Genomic DNA, 16,961 nt, shown 5'->3' on the forward strand with positions numbered 1-16,961 from the left:
GGCGCTCACCATTTCTTGACCAGCTCGAGCGCGATGAAGCGCCCGACCGCCGAATAGTTGGTCGAGTCATAGGGCGTGTCATAATAAAGGCTGGTGGCAACGACCGAAGGCAGCTGATTGAGGAGATTCTGGATTGAGAGGCCAAGCTCGACACCGCGCAGAATACCCTTTCGCTCGCCAAATCGGTAGCGCGTGCTGATATCGACCGTCGTCATCCCGTCGATGTGCAGTGCCGGCGTTGCGCGCACATCCTTGACGCCGCCGATCGTGCTGAGCGTCGCTGCCACGCTGAAGGCGCCGTCGCTCCAGTTGACCGTTCCCCTGCCGCGCCAGTGCGGTGGGTTGAACAATCTTCCCGCCAGCTGTTCGACCGGACCTGCCAGCGAGATCTGCTGCTCGCTGTCGAGATAGGTGAGATTGGCCGACAGCCCCATTTTCCCATTGGCCAGATCCGTCTGATAGTTGAGCTGGGTATCGATGCCCTGGATCGTCTGGCGCCCGGCATTGATATTGGCGCGATTGACGATCGCGCCGACCTTTGACGGATCATAGGGAACACCTGCGCCGTTCAGAAATTGCGCCGCATGGGCAATCGCCGCGGCAAGCTGCTGGGGCGTCGGCGCGTAGATGATCTGGTTGGCATAGATGGGATCGACAAGCGCTCGCGCTGTCGTTGGGATCGGGTTCACAATGCGATCGACATAGCGGGTATGGAAGTAGCTGAGTTCAAACGACGCGCCCGCCATGCCGGGCGGATGCAGCGCCATTGTGGCCGACCAGCTACGCGCCTTTTCCGGTTTAAGATCGGTGTTGCCCCCGGCCACCAGCAGCGCCGTGGTCCCGGCGGGATAGCCCCGCCCCCCGAAGGTCGTGATGGGATAGAGGACGGCCTGTTCGATCGAATAGAGCTGGATGAAGCTCGGCGCCCGGAAGGAACGCCCCCAGCTTGCTTTGAAGTCGATGAAATCCGCGGGCGCGTAGATCATGCCGAATTTGGGCGTCACGACATCGACCAGGCCGCGATAGCGTTCGTAGCGCAGCGCGGCGCTCAGGCTGAGGCTGCGCATCAGGGGAATAGCCTGCGCTGGCCCTATCAGGGGGAAACTGGCTTCGCCAAAGGCATAGACGCTGTCCTGCGACGGTTTGGCATTGTTGACATTACCGGCACCCCGGTAAATCTCGAAATCATTCGCCCGGATGCCGGCGCCAAGCGCGAGCTTGGCGTCCCCGCCCGGCAAGGCGAACAATGGTCCATCGGCGGAGATTTCACCGGTGATGCTCTGATTATTATAGCGACCCCAGGCTCGGCTTGCGAACTGGTCGTTGAGGAAGGTGTCGCCCTGGAAATAGGTGCGTCCCTTGCCGAAACTTCCCGACAGACTCAGTTCCCACTGGCCCAGGGTCAGCCGCACGGCGCCCGAAAATGCCAGCGTGTAACTATCATAGCTCTGGGTGATCCGACTGACCGCAAGATTGGCGGCGGTGCTCGTGGGATAGGAAAATTCGCCGGTCCGCTGATTATAGAGGCCATCCAGTTCGATGGTGAGATTGTCACTGATATCCTGATGGACGCTTCCCGCCACGGCATGTCGGCTACTGGCCGGCAGCAGGGTCAGATCAGGCCTGATCCGGCCATATTTTCGCTGGTTGGTCATGAGGGCGCTATTCCGGCCATATTCATAGGTGAGGAAGCCACCGCCCCCATTCCAGCGGCGACCGGCCAGCACGCTATATTGCTGCTGGAAATTACCGCCATCGGGCGATCCGCCGACGCGCGCGCGGGTTTCAACGCCGTCATAGTCGCGCCTGAGAATCACATTGACGACGCCGCCGACCGCGTCCGACCCGTAAATGGCCGAAGCGCCATCCGCCACCACCTCTATGCGATCGACGGCGGCAAGCGGGATGGCGGAAATATCGACACCCTGCCGGGCCGAGTCATAGGGCACACGGCGACCGTTCAGCACGGTGAGCGTTGCATCGCTGCCCAGGCCACGCAGATTGACCGACGACCCGCCCCCGACATTGCCGCCGGTACTCGAGGGCACGTTGAAGCCGACACCAGGATTCTGCCCGCCACCAAAGCTTTGCGGCAGGCTGCGGGCGACGTCGCCCAGATCGGCGAGTCCGGTATCTCTGATGGCCTGGTTGTCGAGAACCATGACCGTCGACGGGACCGGCGCGCCGCGAATGCGGCTGCCGGTGACCACGATGCCAACGCCCCCATCCCTCTCCTGCAGGGACAGACTCTCCTTTCGGATGACGATGCTGCCTTCGAGCCGGGTCCAGGAAAGGCCGGTTCCGGCGAGCAGTCGGTCGAGCGCGCCTTCGACCGTATATACGCCGTGGATCGCGGGGCCGTTCATCCCCTCGACAAGGCTGGCATCGACAAGGATCGTCTGACCCGATCGCAGGGACAGTTCACGAACCGATGCGCCGAGCGGCTGGGCAGGCAGCGTGATCGCCATTTCGGCAGCTTGCTGGGCGAGCGCGATCGGCGCGCTGGCTACCAACATGGCGGCAGCGATGCTGCCGGACAGATAATATGCGGTGACTGAAAACCGAGACATTGGACCTTCTCCCCCGTGCCGCCATTCAAGCGGGACAATGGGGAGACGCCGGTTCGCGAAAACACCCGACAGATTTTTTACGGGGCTATGTTTACCTATTTCGCCGGAGCAACCAGCAGGATTGTATCGCTGTCGGGCCGCTCGACCTTCAAATGGAAGCTTGTCGCGACAGCGCGGGCGAATGCTTCTGGATCGCGGACCCGGAAACCGCCCGTCACACGCACCGGCAGGGCAAAGGGCTCCGCCAGACGGACCTGCACCTTATTATAGCGGTTGATCGCCGCCACCGCCTCGGCAAGCGGCGTTCCGTCGAGCGCCAGCATGCCCGACACCCAACGCGCTTCAGCCGGAGAGGCCACACGCTCCGCCATCGAGGCGTCCAGCGTCATGCTCTTGCCCATCGGGAGCGTTCTCGCCTGATCGGACGCCCCATCCAAACCGCGCAGGTCCACCGATCCATCGAGAACGGTCACCACCGGTTTCTCGCCGATCATGTTTACGTCGAACATCGTGCCATGAGCTATGATCTCACCGCCGGCCACCTGCACACGGAACGGGCGCTTCGAGTCTGCCGCGACACGGAACCGCGCTCGTCCCCGCTCGAGATCGAGCCGCCGATCGCCGCCCGACAATTGGACGCGAAGGCGTGTGGCCGTGTCGAGGATGACGGTCGATCCGTCCGAAAGCCCGACGGTGCGGATCTCGCCGACCCCAGTCTCATAGATCGCGGCCTGCGCCGTCATGGAAATGGCCAATGGCCTGCCGGGCCGGACAAGACTGACCGTCACCACGCCCAGCAGTACCGCCGCGCCAAGACCGGCGGCAGCGATATGCGTCTTTTGCCGCATCCAGAAGGGCGCGCGGCCAAGCGACCGGGTCTGCCCGACAGGGCGCTCGCCCAGAAGCGTGCCTAGCTGCCAGTCACGCTTGATCCGGTCATAGGCGATGCGATGACGCGGATCCGCCTCGAGCCAGGTCGTGAACGCGCGCTCTGCCGCAGGATCGGAATGTCCGGCATGGCTCACCAGCCATTTTTCGGCAGCGTCATGAATGGATTGGGGGATCGGCATCCCCTCAGGCTCAGTCATGCGCCCGCAAATGCCGGCCAAGCTGTCTGATCGCCCTGCTCATCTGCTTCTCGACCCCCCTCACGCTCAAACCGGTCCGCTCCGCAATCTCGGCATAGCTATAGCCATCGAGACGGCAAGCGAGGAATATTTCGCGGGTCAGCGGCTTGAGCCGCAGTACGGCCTCTTCGATGCGGGCCAGCCGGTCGCGGGCCTCCAGTGCGGCCACGGGATCGCCGCTCGCCAAAGACAGATCCTCGATTGGAACATGATGATGCTCGCACCTGCGTCCCGCACTTCTGGCTTCATCTCGCAGCACATTGCGCGCGGCATGGCGCAGATAGGCCCGTGGCGCCTGGATCGGCGCAGTTGCGCTCTGCGGCTTACCGGCCATGCGGCTGAAAACCTGCTGTATGACATCTTCCGCCCTGTCATGCCCCGTCCATCGCGAGAGGAAACGCAGCAGCGACGGTCGCTCTTCCCGATAAAGACTGTCCAGCGGATCAGGCTGCACCACCAATCGATCATGCCCCGGAGGCAAGGGATCGCCCTCATCGAGTGGCGAGCGCGATATTTCCGATGCAGGCCACATCATGGCCTGCCTTCGGCATGTTTCCTGGCTTCTGATCCCATCCGCCGCTCCCTCGCATTGACGAGGTCGCGCCGGTAAGAAACCGGGCGTTGAGCCGCGCTTGAGAACGCGTGCCGATGCCTTTGGCCACGAATGGCTTGGACATAACATCGGCCACCCGGCCGCATGTGCGGCGAGTCTATTCTTCCCAAGCGAGGGGCTCAAACCTCGGCGTCTCCCAACGGAAACGCTCTGTCACATTATCGTAATATCAAGCCGATGCAATATGTTAGAGAAGGATCGGTCGGCCCCGTTCCACCTTGTCCGCGTAAACCATGGATGAGAGGCACCTCTGACACTCTCCAGGTTGATGTGCGAGGAGCGGCCAGTCGCCTAGAGCATCGGCCGAGATCACAGCTTTCCCACCATCGGCGGCATGAGAGTCCAATCCGGGCCGATCTGGGCCGATCTGCACCATTCCCTTGGAGGCAGCCTGACAGCGATAATCGTCCATGGCAGCGGATCGCTTCTGCATCCCCCGCGCGAGACTGGTCCGCTGTCTCCGGACATCAGCATGAGCAGGCCAACGTCCCATGAAGAGCTACACGACCCGGCATCAGCTGTTCCTGCCCGAGGAGATGAGCAGGCGGCTCGACTATCTGGCGAAGAATTTGGGACAGGCATGGTCGGAAATCCGGGTCGAGGTACTCCATGCCTGGTTCAACCTGCGGCAGGCACCAAAATTCCGTCGATGCCAGTCGATGCCAGTCGATGCCAGTCGATGCCAGTCGATGCCATCGGCATTCGCCTTACCCAGGTCGAGCGCAACACCGGCTGGATGCCGCGCGATCAGGCAATGCTGCGCCGGCCACCGACGATCCCACAACCCGGAAGCTGAGGAGTTTGCAATGTGTCGTAAACATAGACCGTTCAAGCCCACGGCGCTTCCGAACCCCAACAGCTCGAGTCCATCGCCCTGCGCGTTTCCGAACGGATGCCCGGGCCGTACACGGAACGGCGCGGCGCTCCAGCCAACTATCGGTGGAGCTATACAGGCGGTAACGGCTAACCCGTCGTATTCATGAGGCTGGACGTGAAGGGGTGGCGGGAGTGGCGTAAGACTTTGTCTTGTTGTAGGAAATTGGATGTCTAGACCAACCTGCAACGAGGCAAAAAATGCCACAGGCCACACCCGCCGGGGGCGACGATAGCGCGCCTCTGATTTCGTTTCCAGCGGTCGCGCGCAAGAAAGTCACGGCCGCCTTTGATGGTGGCCGGTTGACCTCGGACGGCGGGGTTTTGCTACTGGCGCAAGCCGAGCGCGAGATGGGTATCTGCCGGCAGCTCGCCACCTGCATTGCCGATCCGCGCGATCCTTCCCGTGTGACCCACAGGCTCGATGACATTCTGCGAGCGCGGGTTTTGGCTATTGCCTGCGGCTACGAGGATGCCGATGATCTCGACGCCCTGCGCGACGACCCAGGCTTTCGCCTGGCGCTGGGCAAACTGTTGGGTTCAGGCGCAGGCCTGGCGAGCCAGCCGACAATGAGCCGCTGGGAGAATGCGCCGACCACGCGCGAATTGGCGCGGATGCTGGTCGCGATGGTCGGCATCTACTGCGCCAGCTACCCCGAGCCGCCCAAGGCGGTGATACTGGACATCGATGATACGTGTGATGTCGTGCATGGCTACCAACAGCTTTCGTTCTGGAACGGCCATCACGGCGAGCGCTGCTTCCTGCCGATCCACATCTATGACACGGCGACGGGACGGCCGGTCGCCATGCTGCTGCGTACCGGCAAGACGCCGTCAGGCGCGGAGGCTGCGGGGCACATTCGACGGCTTGTCCGGCATATCCGTCGGCATTGGCCGCAAACGCACATCACCATCCGCGGCGATGGGCATTATGGCCGGCCAGAGGTCATGGCCTTCTGCGAGGCGCACGGCATCGACTATGTCTTCGGCCTTCCCACCAATGCCGCGCTGCGCGCCAATACAGACATTGTCGCTGCCGCTGATGCCTGCGCCGTCAAGCGCGCCGAGCAAGACCGGGTTGTCCTGCGCAGCTATGCCGAGATCCGCTATGGGGCGAAAAGCTGGAAATGCCAGCGCCGCGTCGTAACCCGGATCGAAGCCAGCATCATGGGCATGGATATCCGCTATGTCGTCACTTCCCTGGCAGAAGGCTCCGCTGAACACATCTACGACAGCCTCTATTGCGCCCGCGGCCAGGCCGAGAACCTGATCAAACAGCACAAGACACAGCTCAGCAGTGATCGCACTTCGTGCCGATCAGCCAACGCAAATCAGATGCGGCTCATTCTGCACACCGCGGCCTACTGGCTAATGTGGCGCATCCAGCAGGTCATCCCCAAGACCACCGCGCTCGCCACCGCCGAGTTCGCAACCCTGCGCCTGCGGCTTCTCAAGATCGCCGCCCGCGTCATCGAAACCGCCTCCCGCGTCCGGGTCGCCTTCGCTTCGGCCTGTCCCGACGCCGCCGTGTTCCGGACCATCGCCACCGCGCTCAGGGCCACCCAGACATAGCCCGCGCGGCCGCGCCGCCGAACCGCAAAGCCCCGTCCCTCAATCCGAAAGCCTATCAGACACTCGCGCTGAAATAGACGCAGCATGATCGCTTGTCCTGATCATAAGCCCGATGGTGCAAAAGGCCAGTGAGCGGCAGAAGGGAGAGCGTCACGAATAAGGCGGGCTAAGGGGGTTGCGTCCACATGTCGATAAGAAGTCGCCCAACGACGACACCCAGCCCAGCCGACGCGGCAGCGCCGCACGGGACGCAAACGGCTGGTGAAACGTCGGCATCATCTGAACGGCGCACGGCTACCCCGCAGCGATCTGCCAAGCCCGCGGTTGACGCGTGCGCCACCGTCTCCCATTCCGATAAAGCACGGGCGCCGCCTCGCTCGCTCGCTGCTGGTCACCACGAGTCCCTCCTTACCCCTCGCGATATCCTCTCACGGCTCAGCATGACCAGCACCGAGCCGACGAAATGGATGCGGCGTACCTTCGACAAATATGGCGTGCCCTACGTCCATGTGTGCGGAAAAATGCGCGCGACAGAAGCGCAATATCAGATGCTATTGGAAAAGATCACATGCTCTCCGTCCGTCGCCGTGGGAAGAACGGCATTTACCATATCCGAGGAACGGTCTCGCTCGGCGACAAGCAAATCGTCGTCAAAGAATTCAGTTCAGGAACGAGTGACACAGATGCTGCGTCGCACCTGATGTCGGAATATGAGACCAGGCTACGCCATCAGTTGATGTTCGGCCCCGCATCAGTCGTTGCGCAGGGCATTATTGCCGACGCCTTCGAAAGCTATCTGACGAAGGCGACCCTGCCTTGCGCCGCCGACATATTGCGTATCGGCAAGCTCAACGCCCAGATCGGCCACCTGTCGCTGCGGGAACCGAAACAGGCGTGGGAGAAGTTCCGGCTTGCCAACCTGCCCGATCATGCTCCCGCCGGTCAGGACCGCTATCGGGCGGTGTTTCAGGCGGCAATCAATGTCCATCATGAATTGCATGATCTTCCGCCGTTCAAGATCAAGGCCATCCCGTTCGACAATGAACGAGTACGCTTCCTGACGAAGGGCGATCGCGACCGGCTGATCTCAGCCTATGCGCCGCATGTTCGGCCGATCATCACCATGCTGGCCTTCCACGGACCGCGCATTCAGACCGCCCTCCAGATGCCGTGGGGCGTCAAGGGCGTGGATATGCAGCAGGAAGTGATCCGGCTCAACCACACAAAAAACGCGATGACCCAGTCGGTCCCAATGCATCCCCGTGTCAAGGAGGTGCTGTCGCCGATCTGGGAGGAGCAGGGCAATCCCCTGAAAGGTTATGTCTTCCTCAACCGCTTCGGCCAGCCCTATCAGGACACCCGCCTCGCACGGATTCCTGGCGGCAATCCACTCAAGAGCCAGCACAAGACGGCGTGCAAGCGTGCGGAGATCGACGACTTCACCATCCATGACTGGCGTCATCACTGGGCGTCGCACTGCGTGATGGCGGGGATCGACCTCATCACCATCATGCACATGGGCGGCTGGAAGTCGCTGCGCATGGTCCAGCGCTATGCCAGCGTGGGCGTTGATCACATGCTGACAGCGATCAACAAGATTGACTGATGCGGCTATGATGGCGTGAGCAAACCATGCCTCGTGGATGTCTCGTTTTGATATTGACGGGTGCCACGAAAAGCTGGCAGAGCGCGTCGGCGACGGGCGGGTACAGCTCAATGGTAGAGCACTAGCCTTCCAAGCTTGTGATGCGGGTTCGATCCCCGCTACCCGATCCAGTCAAAACCTTATGAAAATCATGGCTTTTACTCCCCCAATCATGCCGGGTGAATCTTTTTGTAAGGCATCGCGCAGCGCGGAGCCAGATTGGACGGATGCGGCCTAAATGCCGCTGTTCGCGAAGGGGACGTGTCCCAGCATGATTTCTCATGCCGCGGGTTCCCCTCTCCGATACGGCCGCGGACCACCGTGGACATCAAGCGGCGGATGACTTCGGACTCTCCTTGCGATCGCCAGATAGCTGGCATAGACGATCCGCCCCCCCCGACCTGGCGCAATGGCTACGCCATTTTCCAACTGATGGTTCAGACAGCAGGTTAGCCGCTGACGGGTCTCCGAGGTAGAGACGGAATGTCAATCTGTTGCGCGACTGAAGAGCTGGGCTGAGCAAGAAGGGCGCTCATCGGTTCCACAATCTCCACGGTGGCCTCCCCCTCTATCAACCAACATTCGCCGGGCCGCCAGCTTTCACCGTTGAGCGTTCCGGCACCGGCCAGGGGGATGAACCACGACATTTCTCCGTTGACCTTCCAGCAAGTCTTGGCCTTCCCTTGAACGATATCGAGAGTGAAAGGGGCACCGGCCTCAATCAGTCGCCCTTCAGTCGTCGGAGGTACGACGCGATCGGGCAAGGAGTATGGCTCAGCCACACTGACAGCCACTCCCTGTTCAAGATGCAATTCACGCGGACGTCCATAATCATAAAGCCGATACGTCACGTCATTATTCTGTTGAATTTCCACCAATGCCACACCCCCGCCAATGGCGTGCACTGTTCCAGCGGGTATATAATAAAAGCTGCCGGGCTTAACGAGTTTCCATTCCATGAGTGATTCAATGCTGCCATCCAGCGCCGCAGCACGCAACTCCTCGGGCGTCAGATCCTGATACATGCCAATCCCAAGTCGCGCATCAGGGGCCGCATCCAGCACGTACCAACATTCCGACTTTCCGCCCGCCATTCCACATTGCTGGCCTTGCTCATCGTTGGGATGGACCTGAACAGAGAGATTTTCACTGGTAAAGATATATTTCACCAAAAGAGGGAGGCTGGTCCGCCGTTCGGCAGAAAACCAGACCTCTCCGATGCGACGGCCATCATTAGCAGCAACGTGGGATGGGATATCAGTTCGACCCCAAGGCTTTTCGATCGCATGGGCAACAAGGCGATGTGCCGGCATATACCCCTCAGTCCACTTCCCTTAGATGGCCTTTTATGTATCTGATATTCCGCCTTCATCGCCTTACTGGCGTGGAACAGAAGCTTGTGCAGAAGTAGCTCTGCTTTGGCAATAGCTGCTGCAGATATCCTGCACGAATACTATACCGCTGCTGTGCTCGGCGAAGAGATCAGCGCGGAAGCTTTCCGGCGGCGCTTACGGTGATCACAACGTTTGCCAACAAGATGGCGCGCACCGTGTGGGCACCGATGGCGAAGAACGAGATTTATCGAGCTCCAGTTGTGGCAGAATAACCAGTCATGAGCATGAGGGTGTCGGCAAATGTAGGAAGGTCAGGTGGAAAGCAAGGAATAACGGTCGACGAGACGGGATAGGCAAAACCAGATAGGCTCAAGGTGCCAACCAAGCACGCAGTCCTGATTGGAGCCGATCCGTGAACTCCCATACAGGCCAGCGGTATCAATAAAGCCGCATTAAAAGCCAGCACCCGACTATGCGCCAAGCCTCCCAAAAACCGCTTGCATCCTAAGGGGTGTCCACCGATGACTCTAAGGCGCAACCGTAATCGCCGTCGCGACAGGGAGGATGGCGGAATAGATGACGTTCACGAATTTTTGAATGTCTACCAATGGCGCATTGGAAACATATAGAACATCCTTGTCCTTGATAGGAAATGCCTGAGCAACAAAGAATATTCCTGGATCCTTCACGTCGATCTGGTAAATCACCGGAAGTTTTCCATCAGGTGTCAGACGCGCATTGACACGCATGGTAGGATCAACAGCCTCAGTATTCTCTAAACGAAAAATGAACACCCCGCGCGTATTGGCCCGATTGTCCTGCAGCCCCGCAATTCTACCCAGAGCCTGCGACAAAGTGATGCCGGTCCCCTCGAATGGCAACTCTTCATTACGGCCCGCAGCACCCAGCGCGGTGAAGCTGTAAGGCTGGTACAGCGCGGTCACGACATCGTCGGGCTGCAAGCGGATGTTCTGGCGAGGATCCTTGATGACCCCCTCCAAAGGCATCGAAGCAATCCTTTCGCCGCGAGTGATCTGGACCGTCATTTTATTGATGGGCTGCTTAACACCGCCCACCGTAGCCAGCACATCCAGCAGGCGTTCGCCCCGCGCGGTCAGTGGAACGCGCGCGCTATTCGCGACATCGCCCACCACCGTCACATTGGTCGTGGCGCTGCGGACCGTCCGCACGACAACCTGCGGATCATGCGCCATACCGATCAGTCGTTGCCTTATGGTCTGAGCAACCTGCTGCGGCGTCCGGCCCGCCGCCTGGACATAGCCGATGAACGGAATCGTGACACGACCGTCGCTATCCACCATCTGCTCCGGCAGTGTGGTCCCGCGCGCCGTCGCACCGGACGAAACGATGCGTGGATCACCGCCGCCGGATCCGAACAACGCCGCAGGAGGCGCTTCCCAGACCGCAATGTCGAGTACATCACCCCGACCAATCATCGAACCCACCGGGATACCGTCCCCCATGGTGTCGGCAAAATGGGTGTTTCGTTCGCTGGCGATGACCCGCCGTGCCACCGCATCGGTTACCGGTATGATCTTTATATCGCCGTTGATGGATGTGCTTCCTACGTCGGCCAGCTTGTTCACCGCATGGGTGGAAGGGCCGCCCGCCGGCATGATCGAACAAGCGCTCGTTGCACAAACCGCTGCACCCAATAATGCAAGCCGTGGGGTACTAAAAATAGGATTCATCCCTGATCCAATGACAAACAAGGCTCGGTCTGGCCCTTTTAAACTATATCCAACGTGCTAATGCACGAATAGCCAACGTGGAGCAAGCGTCGGCCAGTCCGCCTTTTACAGCCTCACGCTGCCATGACGCGGCGGTAGACGCCAAGTGTCCGCTCCACACACAGCTCCCAGCTATAGCCGGCCGCGACCCGCCGTCCGTCCGCGATGATCCGGCCACGCAGATCGCTGTCAAGCAGGCCCGCTCTTATCGCACCAGCGAAGCCATCGATATCGTCGGGATCGATCATCAGAGCCGCGCCCCGTGTGATTTCGGGGAGGCAGGAACGATTGGCGGCGATCACCGGCACACCGCTCGCCATCGCTTCCACGGGGGGCAGGCCGAACCCCTCATAGATGGACGGATAGAGGAAGATAGCCGCATTGGCATAGAGGATCGGCAACTGTGCTTCCGGCACATAACCCAGGAACCGGATCTTGCCCCCGGCCCGGTTGATCAGGTCGTGGATTTCCTCATTATGCCAGCCACTGGCGCCCGCGAGCACAAAGGGCACGGATATGTCCCCGCGCTCCGTCGCCAACAGGAAAGCACGGATGGCATTGACAAGCTTCTTGCGCGGTTCAAGCGTGGCCACGGACAAACAATAGCCACCAGACTGAAGCCCGAAACCCTCGAGCACCGCCCGCGCGGCGATGGACCGGTTATGCGGCCCAAAGTCCGGCGAAACGCCTAGGGGGATGGCGGTGACGGCGGTGACGTCGACGCCGAACCGCTCACATAATTCCGTCTTCACAGTCTGGCTGTCGGTAATGATATGCCGCGCCCGACGCAGCGAACTCGGGAAATGCTCGTCAAAATATCGGCGCCGTTCCTCGGGATGCGTTTCGGGGAACAGAAAGACCGACAGGTCATGAACCGTTATCACGCCCCGTTGCGCGCCTTCGGGTAGGAAGAAATTGGGGCCGTGGAGGAGCCGCCGGTCGAATTCGCGCCGTGAGCGCCAGCGCGCCAGCCGTTTCCAGCTCCGCAAAGGATTGCGGATGTGGGGCGCCTCCTCGATCAGGAACGGCGCATAATCCTTCAGCCAGCGCTGGTTACGGAAATAAGCGAGATCAACCACTTCCGGATGGCGGGAAAGATAGGTGCACAGATTGAGCGTGTAACGACCGATCCCCGAAAGCTGCGGTGTGAGGGAATCGATATTGAGCGCGAGCCTCATCCGTCCGCCAGCATCCAGGCAATCGTGTCCTCGACCGGAATCGCATCGACCGGACCAATTACCTGCTCGAGGGCCGCCTTGCTCCCTGCGAGAGTCTTCACTTCGTCGCGACGGACGAGATTGGGATCAATCTCGATCTCGATGCGATGACCCGTCTTCTCTTCGGCCATTGCGATGATATCCCGCAACAGATGTGCTTCGCCCGAGCAAATATTAAACGTACCGCCCAAGGACTCCTCGCATTCAAGAAGCCGAATGTAGCAATCCACCAGCGTACGCACGTCCGAGAAATCACGGGCCACGTCGATGTTTCCTAGGCGGATGGACGGTGCCTTGCTACGAAAATGCTCCACGATCTTGGGCAGCAAAAACTGCTGGGATTGGCCGCGCCCCGTATAGTTGAAAGGCCGGGTCACGATGATCGGCAGCCGCCCGCTATAAATCCGCGCGAGGGACTCGACCGCCTGCTTGCTGATGCCATAATCATTGGCAGGCTGCGACGGCATGTCCTCGCTCAATATGCCTTCCCGCCTATTGCCATAGACGTTTGCGCTGCTCGCCACCAATATTCGGGAGGGCATGACGTCCGCACGCGACAGGAGGTCGAGCAGGTTGCGGGTGCCGATGATGTTCGCCTGGTAAAGCTCCGTCACATCGGCATGCGCCACGAAGGATATCGCCGCGAGATGCACGACCCAGTCGGCACGACAGGTCGTAATCATCTCCTGAAGCGCAGCGACGTCGGTCAAATCGCAGGCGTGGACTTCCACACCATTCTCCAACACGCCCGCCGTCCGGGACAAGCCTATGACATGATGCCGACGCTCAAGAAGCGCCGACGACAGATAACGGCCCGTGAAACCGTCAGCACCAGTGATCAGAACCTTGGCCATTACTCAGGGCTCGTTAGGTAGGGATGCAAAAGAAGGACAGTCAAAGTGCCGCAAAGCTTTCCTCAGAGGCACCCAACCGCTTGAGATCGGCATGCACCATCATAGAGCAAAGCTGCTCAAGCGTCGTGTCGCTGCTCCACCCCAACTCTCGCTTAGCCTTGCCGGGATCACCGATCAGCAGATCCACCTCGGCGGGACGATAGAAGCGTGGGTTGACTCGCATCAAGGTACGACCGGACCGCTGGTCGATGGCGACTTCCCCTTCGGCCGCTCCGGAGAAGCTCACGGAAATTCCGGCAGCCTTGAACGCCATTTCCACAAAGTCGCGAACAGTCTCGGTTCGCCCCGTCGCAAGCACATATGTGTCGGCAACGGGCACCTGCAGCATACGCCACATGCCCTCGACATATTCCTTAGCGAAACCCCAATCGCGCTTCGCATCGATATTACCGAGTTCGAGGCACTCCTGCAGGCCGAGCTTGATCCGCGCTACGGCGCTCGTGATCTTGCGCGTCACGAATTCCGGTCCACGCAGCGGGCTTTCGTGATTGAACAAGATCCCGCTCGCTCCGAAAATATCGAAGCTCTCGCGATAGTTGACCGTGATCCAGTGCGCATAGAGCTTTGCGACGCCATAAGGACTGCGCGGCCAAAAGGGCGTTTCCTCGGATTGAGGCACAGCCTGAACCTTTCCGAACATCTCGGACGTGCTGGCCTGATAGAAGCGAATCGCTGGATTGACGATGCGGATCGCCTCCAGCAGATTCACGGTGCCCACGCCGGTGATTTCCGCTGTAGTGACCGGCTGGTCGAACGAAACGCCGACGAAGCTTTGCGCCGCCAGATTATAGACCTCGGTTGCTTCCGATTTCGCGAGCAAGCGAACGGACGAAGCGAGATCGGTCAGGTCATGTTCGACAAGAACGAGATTGGGATGACCGATGATCCCAAGGTCTTCGATCCTCCAGAAATTGACCGAACTGGTGCGCCGATAAGCGCCGAAGACTCGATAGCCTTTTTCGAGCAGCAATTGGGCGAGATAAGCGCCGTCCTGACCTGATATACCCGTTATGACAGCAGTTTTCATCTTATGCGCTTGCCTTTCGAGTACCAAATATACGTTTCAATCCCAGAGCGGTGGGACGCTCCAACCCACTCACGCTAACCTCACGACCGGATGATATGTATTCGTCCGAGCGCAATATGCTTTTGAGCATATCGCGGCGCGTCGTGCCTTGGTCAAGCAGCAACAGATGATGGTTGTAGCCGGAAGGATCAGCCTTCCGCCCCAATATTCGCTCGTACAGGAAATCGACGAAGGATCCCGGATCCATCGCCTCGAGATCTGCGAGGGCAAATACGGAGGTGGCCTGTGTGACCGCTGCGCCTGCTGCCGACTTATGCGCGATAGAGACCACTTCGGGCACGGGCTGCCGCGTATTTTCCAGATGGCTCAGCCTACGCTCGACATCGAATATCCGACGAAGAAGGTCGCCTTCCGTGATCCGCTCTTCCAGCAGGTGGTAGACATCGGGACTATCGGGCAACGAATGGAGGAAATCGGCGAATCCGCTGGCCCAATTTCGCCAATCCTCCGCCTTGCTGTCATCGACGGACGACTTGCGCGCCTGGATCGCCGCCGTGACGGCTGCCGGCATGTCGCTGTTCCTCTTGAACAGGATAATCCCTTCGACCGCGCCGAAGCTCTTGAGAATCTCGCGGGTGACCGGGATATCGCGCGCCACAACGGGCTTGCCCAAAGCCAGCGCGTGCATGATGGAGAAACCAAAGCCCTCATAGTAGGAGGGCAGCACGACCACGCTACTCTCTGCCATGGCGGCGATCATATCCTCATCGAACACATTGCCTGCCTGAAGATTGATGATGTTCCCACGCTGCTCGCTCCCGTCCCCCAGTACCACGAACTGAAGCGACGGCAGCGCTTCGGCCAATTGCTTGGCCGTTCGCAAGGAGTCCTTATGCTCGAAATGGTTGCCTGCTATGAACACGTGACGGGCACCCGTCCGCGCATTGTTGTAACGCTCCGCATAAGCCGCGACCTTGGTCGGAAGCAATTGTGCGTAAGACTGGCTTTTCGTCGCGACCGGGAAGCTTCGTTCGAAGATCTGCTTCGAGAAGGCGCTGATATACATCAAGCCATTGGCGGTTTTCGCAACGTAATTCCACAGTGAGTCGATTTTCTGCTCGACACGCAGATAGCCACAATCCCAGGATATGACGTCGAGCATCCCATATACATTAATGGGTGCCAGCATTTCCATGATGTTGACGGCATTCAGGTCATAAGGCTGACCGAATGACAAGGCGATGGCATATTTGCTCCGCACTTCCTCCGTACAGGCAAGACGGTCGAACTGCTCGAACCCATGGAAGCTTGCCACGTTCCGGCGGGCGAGCAGGGTGATGTTGAAGCGATCCGTCGCGCACTCATTGAGATGTTCGAGGACGTTGAGGATCAGTTCGTTGGTGCCGTTGAACGCCGGCCCCATCGAGAGCAGATTCACGACGAGATTGAGACGCCCTGCCTCATCGCGAACGAGATTTCCCAGCATTTGCTCCGCGCGATATTTCGCGGATGCCTGATATTGCATGACGAGCGGCAGGAACTCCGGATGGCGCTCCATCATCTTGTTCAAATTGCCGTTGCGGTGCGTCGTGAGGTCGATATCCCGCAGCAGGAACGATGCGGAGCCGGCATGATAGGCGAAAGCATGATTTGCCAACACCGACCGGAATCCGACCTTGTTCGCCCGGAGGACGAGATCGTTCTCCTCCTCATAGCCCACGTCGAAAATCTCATCAAGGCCATGGAAATCATCAAGAATGGCACGCTTTATGAGCATGTAGAAGCCCACCGCGGTGGGCGTGAACGTATAGCGCGGTAGGTGATGGGAGACACTAGCCCATACCGAATGGCACGAGACAGGATCGATCGTGGTGCCGGCCAGAGCGTGAGGGGTTTGGGGAAATGTGCAGATCGAAGCATTGTTAGAACGCGGGCTGACGAACCCGATCTGTTCGTCCAAGAGCGCAACCGCGACCGTCTCGGCCAAGGTGTTCTCGAAGGTGACCGTATCGCTGTTCACCAAAATGGCGTCGGCCCCACGCGTGCGAGCCGTAGCGATACCCTTGTTCACGCTGCGGACGAAACCGACATTCTTCTCGTTGGAGATGAGGACATCGATTTCGCCGGCCCTTTCCGCCGCCGCAAGATATTCCGTAACCGGCCGATCATCGGGAGAGTCGTTGATGACGACAATCCGGGGCTCGAATGCAGCGATCTCCCCAAGATTCCGACGCAAAGAGTCGAGGCAGTCCTTTACCAGAGCAACATTCTTGTAGACCGGAATGATGATATCAATAGGATCACGCATGGCTGACAAC

General features: G+C 59.7%; 12 protein-coding genes. 3 read left to right on the forward strand and 9 right to left on the reverse strand.

Going from position 1 to position 16,961, the window contains the following annotated elements; translation table 11 throughout:
• Positions 1-5 precede the first annotated feature (5 nt).
• From HUK73_RS10670 to HUK73_RS10680, 3 genes are all read right to left on the reverse strand, one after another.
• Positions 6-2,570, reverse strand: coding sequence for a TonB-dependent receptor (locus HUK73_RS10670; RefSeq protein ID WP_176591881.1), 2,565 nt, complete (start codon positions 2,568-2,570; stop codon positions 6-8).
• Between the two features lie 95 nt (positions 2,571-2,665).
• Complete coding sequence (locus tag HUK73_RS10675) at positions 2,666-3,658, reverse strand: FecR domain-containing protein (protein WP_176591882.1); 993 nt, start codon at positions 3,656-3,658, stop codon at positions 2,666-2,668.
• Positions 3,651-4,232: an RNA polymerase sigma factor gene (locus HUK73_RS10680; RefSeq protein ID WP_176591883.1), complete on the reverse strand. Its 582-nt coding sequence runs from the start codon at positions 4,230-4,232 to the stop codon at positions 3,651-3,653. The genes HUK73_RS10675 and HUK73_RS10680 overlap by 8 nt, the downstream gene beginning before the upstream one ends.
• 1,152 nt (positions 4,233-5,384) lie before the next feature.
• Here HUK73_RS10680 and HUK73_RS10685 point away from each other — a divergent pair.
• The 3 genes from HUK73_RS10685 (at position 5,385) to HUK73_RS10690 (ending at position 8,361) form a co-directional block, all read left to right on the forward strand.
• Complete coding sequence (locus tag HUK73_RS10685) at positions 5,385-6,755, forward strand: IS1380 family transposase (protein ID WP_176590134.1); 1,371 nt, start codon at positions 5,385-5,387, stop codon at positions 6,753-6,755.
• A gap of 440 nt (positions 6,756-7,195) precedes the next feature.
• Entirely contained in the window at positions 7,196-7,456 is a 261-nt protein-coding gene (locus HUK73_RS26740; RefSeq protein WP_255326250.1) for a hypothetical protein, read from the forward strand.
• Positions 7,456-8,361, forward strand: a complete 906-nt coding sequence (locus HUK73_RS10690; protein ID WP_255326251.1) for a site-specific integrase — start codon at positions 7,456-7,458, stop codon at positions 8,359-8,361. Before HUK73_RS26740 ends, HUK73_RS10690 begins: the two co-directional genes overlap by 1 nt.
• Before the next feature lie 488 nt (positions 8,362-8,849).
• Here the strand turns inward: HUK73_RS10690 and HUK73_RS10695 are convergent, their stop codons facing one another.
• The 6 genes from HUK73_RS10695 to HUK73_RS10720 all read right to left on the reverse strand — a co-directional run bounded on the left by HUK73_RS10695 (position 8,850) and on the right by HUK73_RS10720 (position 16,951).
• Positions 8,850-9,713: a class I mannose-6-phosphate isomerase gene (locus tag HUK73_RS10695; protein WP_176591885.1), complete on the reverse strand. Its 864-nt coding sequence runs from the start codon at positions 9,711-9,713 to the stop codon at positions 8,850-8,852.
• A 548-nt stretch (positions 9,714-10,261) separates the two neighbouring features.
• Positions 10,262-11,446 (reverse strand): polysaccharide biosynthesis/export family protein, encoded by a 1,185-nt coding sequence (locus HUK73_RS10700; RefSeq protein ID WP_176591886.1) that lies wholly within the window; start codon positions 11,444-11,446, stop codon positions 10,262-10,264.
• 113 nt (positions 11,447-11,559) lie between these two features.
• Complete coding sequence (locus tag HUK73_RS10705) at positions 11,560-12,663, reverse strand: glycosyltransferase family 1 protein (protein ID WP_176591887.1); 1,104 nt, start codon at positions 12,661-12,663, stop codon at positions 11,560-11,562.
• Complete coding sequence (locus HUK73_RS10710) at positions 12,660-13,556, reverse strand: GDP-mannose 4,6-dehydratase (protein WP_176591888.1); 897 nt, start codon at positions 13,554-13,556, stop codon at positions 12,660-12,662. The genes HUK73_RS10705 and HUK73_RS10710 overlap by 4 nt, the downstream gene beginning before the upstream one ends.
• Before the next feature lie 40 nt (positions 13,557-13,596).
• On the reverse strand, positions 13,597-14,643 hold the full coding sequence (gene gmd, locus HUK73_RS10715; protein ID WP_176591889.1) for a GDP-mannose 4,6-dehydratase: 1,047 nt from the start codon (positions 14,641-14,643) through the stop codon (positions 13,597-13,599).
• Between the two features lies 1 nt (position 14,644).
• Positions 14,645-16,951, reverse strand: coding sequence for a glycosyltransferase (locus HUK73_RS10720; protein WP_176591890.1), 2,307 nt, complete (start codon positions 16,949-16,951; stop codon positions 14,645-14,647).
• Between the last annotated feature and the right edge of the window lie 10 nt (positions 16,952-16,961).

Origin of the sequence: Sphingobium sp. EM0848, from assembly GCF_013375555.1 — a bacterium.
GTDB lineage: Bacteria > Pseudomonadota > Alphaproteobacteria > Sphingomonadales > Sphingomonadaceae > Sphingobium.

Bases quoted from the DNA above. Each gene is read 5' to 3' on its own strand.
- HUK73_RS10695 (WP_176591885.1), bottom strand. From the start codon at position 9,713: ATGCCGGCACATCGCCTTGTTGCCCATGCGATCGAAAAGCCTTGGGGT.
- HUK73_RS26740 (WP_255326250.1), top strand. From the start codon at position 7,196: ATGACCAGCACCGAGCCGACGAAATGGATGCGGCGTACCTTCGACAAA.
- HUK73_RS10690 (WP_255326251.1), top strand. From the start codon at position 7,456: ATGTCGGAATATGAGACCAGGCTACGCCATCAGTTGATGTTCGGCCCC.
- HUK73_RS10700 (WP_176591886.1), bottom strand. From the start codon at position 11,446: ATGAATCCTATTTTTAGTACCCCACGGCTTGCATTATTGGGTGCAGCG.
- HUK73_RS10680 (WP_176591883.1), bottom strand. From the start codon at position 4,232: ATGATGTGGCCTGCATCGGAAATATCGCGCTCGCCACTCGATGAGGGC.
- HUK73_RS10705 (WP_176591887.1), bottom strand. From the start codon at position 12,663: ATGAGGCTCGCGCTCAATATCGATTCCCTCACACCGCAGCTTTCGGGG.
- gmd (WP_176591889.1), bottom strand. From the start codon at position 14,643: ATGAAAACTGCTGTCATAACGGGTATATCAGGTCAGGACGGCGCTTAT.
- HUK73_RS10675 (WP_176591882.1), bottom strand. From the start codon at position 3,658: ATGACTGAGCCTGAGGGGATGCCGATCCCCCAATCCATTCATGACGCT.
- HUK73_RS10720 (WP_176591890.1), bottom strand. From the start codon at position 16,951: ATGCGTGATCCTATTGATATCATCATTCCGGTCTACAAGAATGTTGCT.
- HUK73_RS10710 (WP_176591888.1), bottom strand. From the start codon at position 13,556: ATGGCCAAGGTTCTGATCACTGGTGCTGACGGTTTCACGGGCCGTTAT.
- HUK73_RS10670 (WP_176591881.1), bottom strand. From the start codon at position 2,570: ATGTCTCGGTTTTCAGTCACCGCATATTATCTGTCCGGCAGCATCGCT.
- HUK73_RS10685 (WP_176590134.1), top strand. From the start codon at position 5,385: ATGCCACAGGCCACACCCGCCGGGGGCGACGATAGCGCGCCTCTGATT.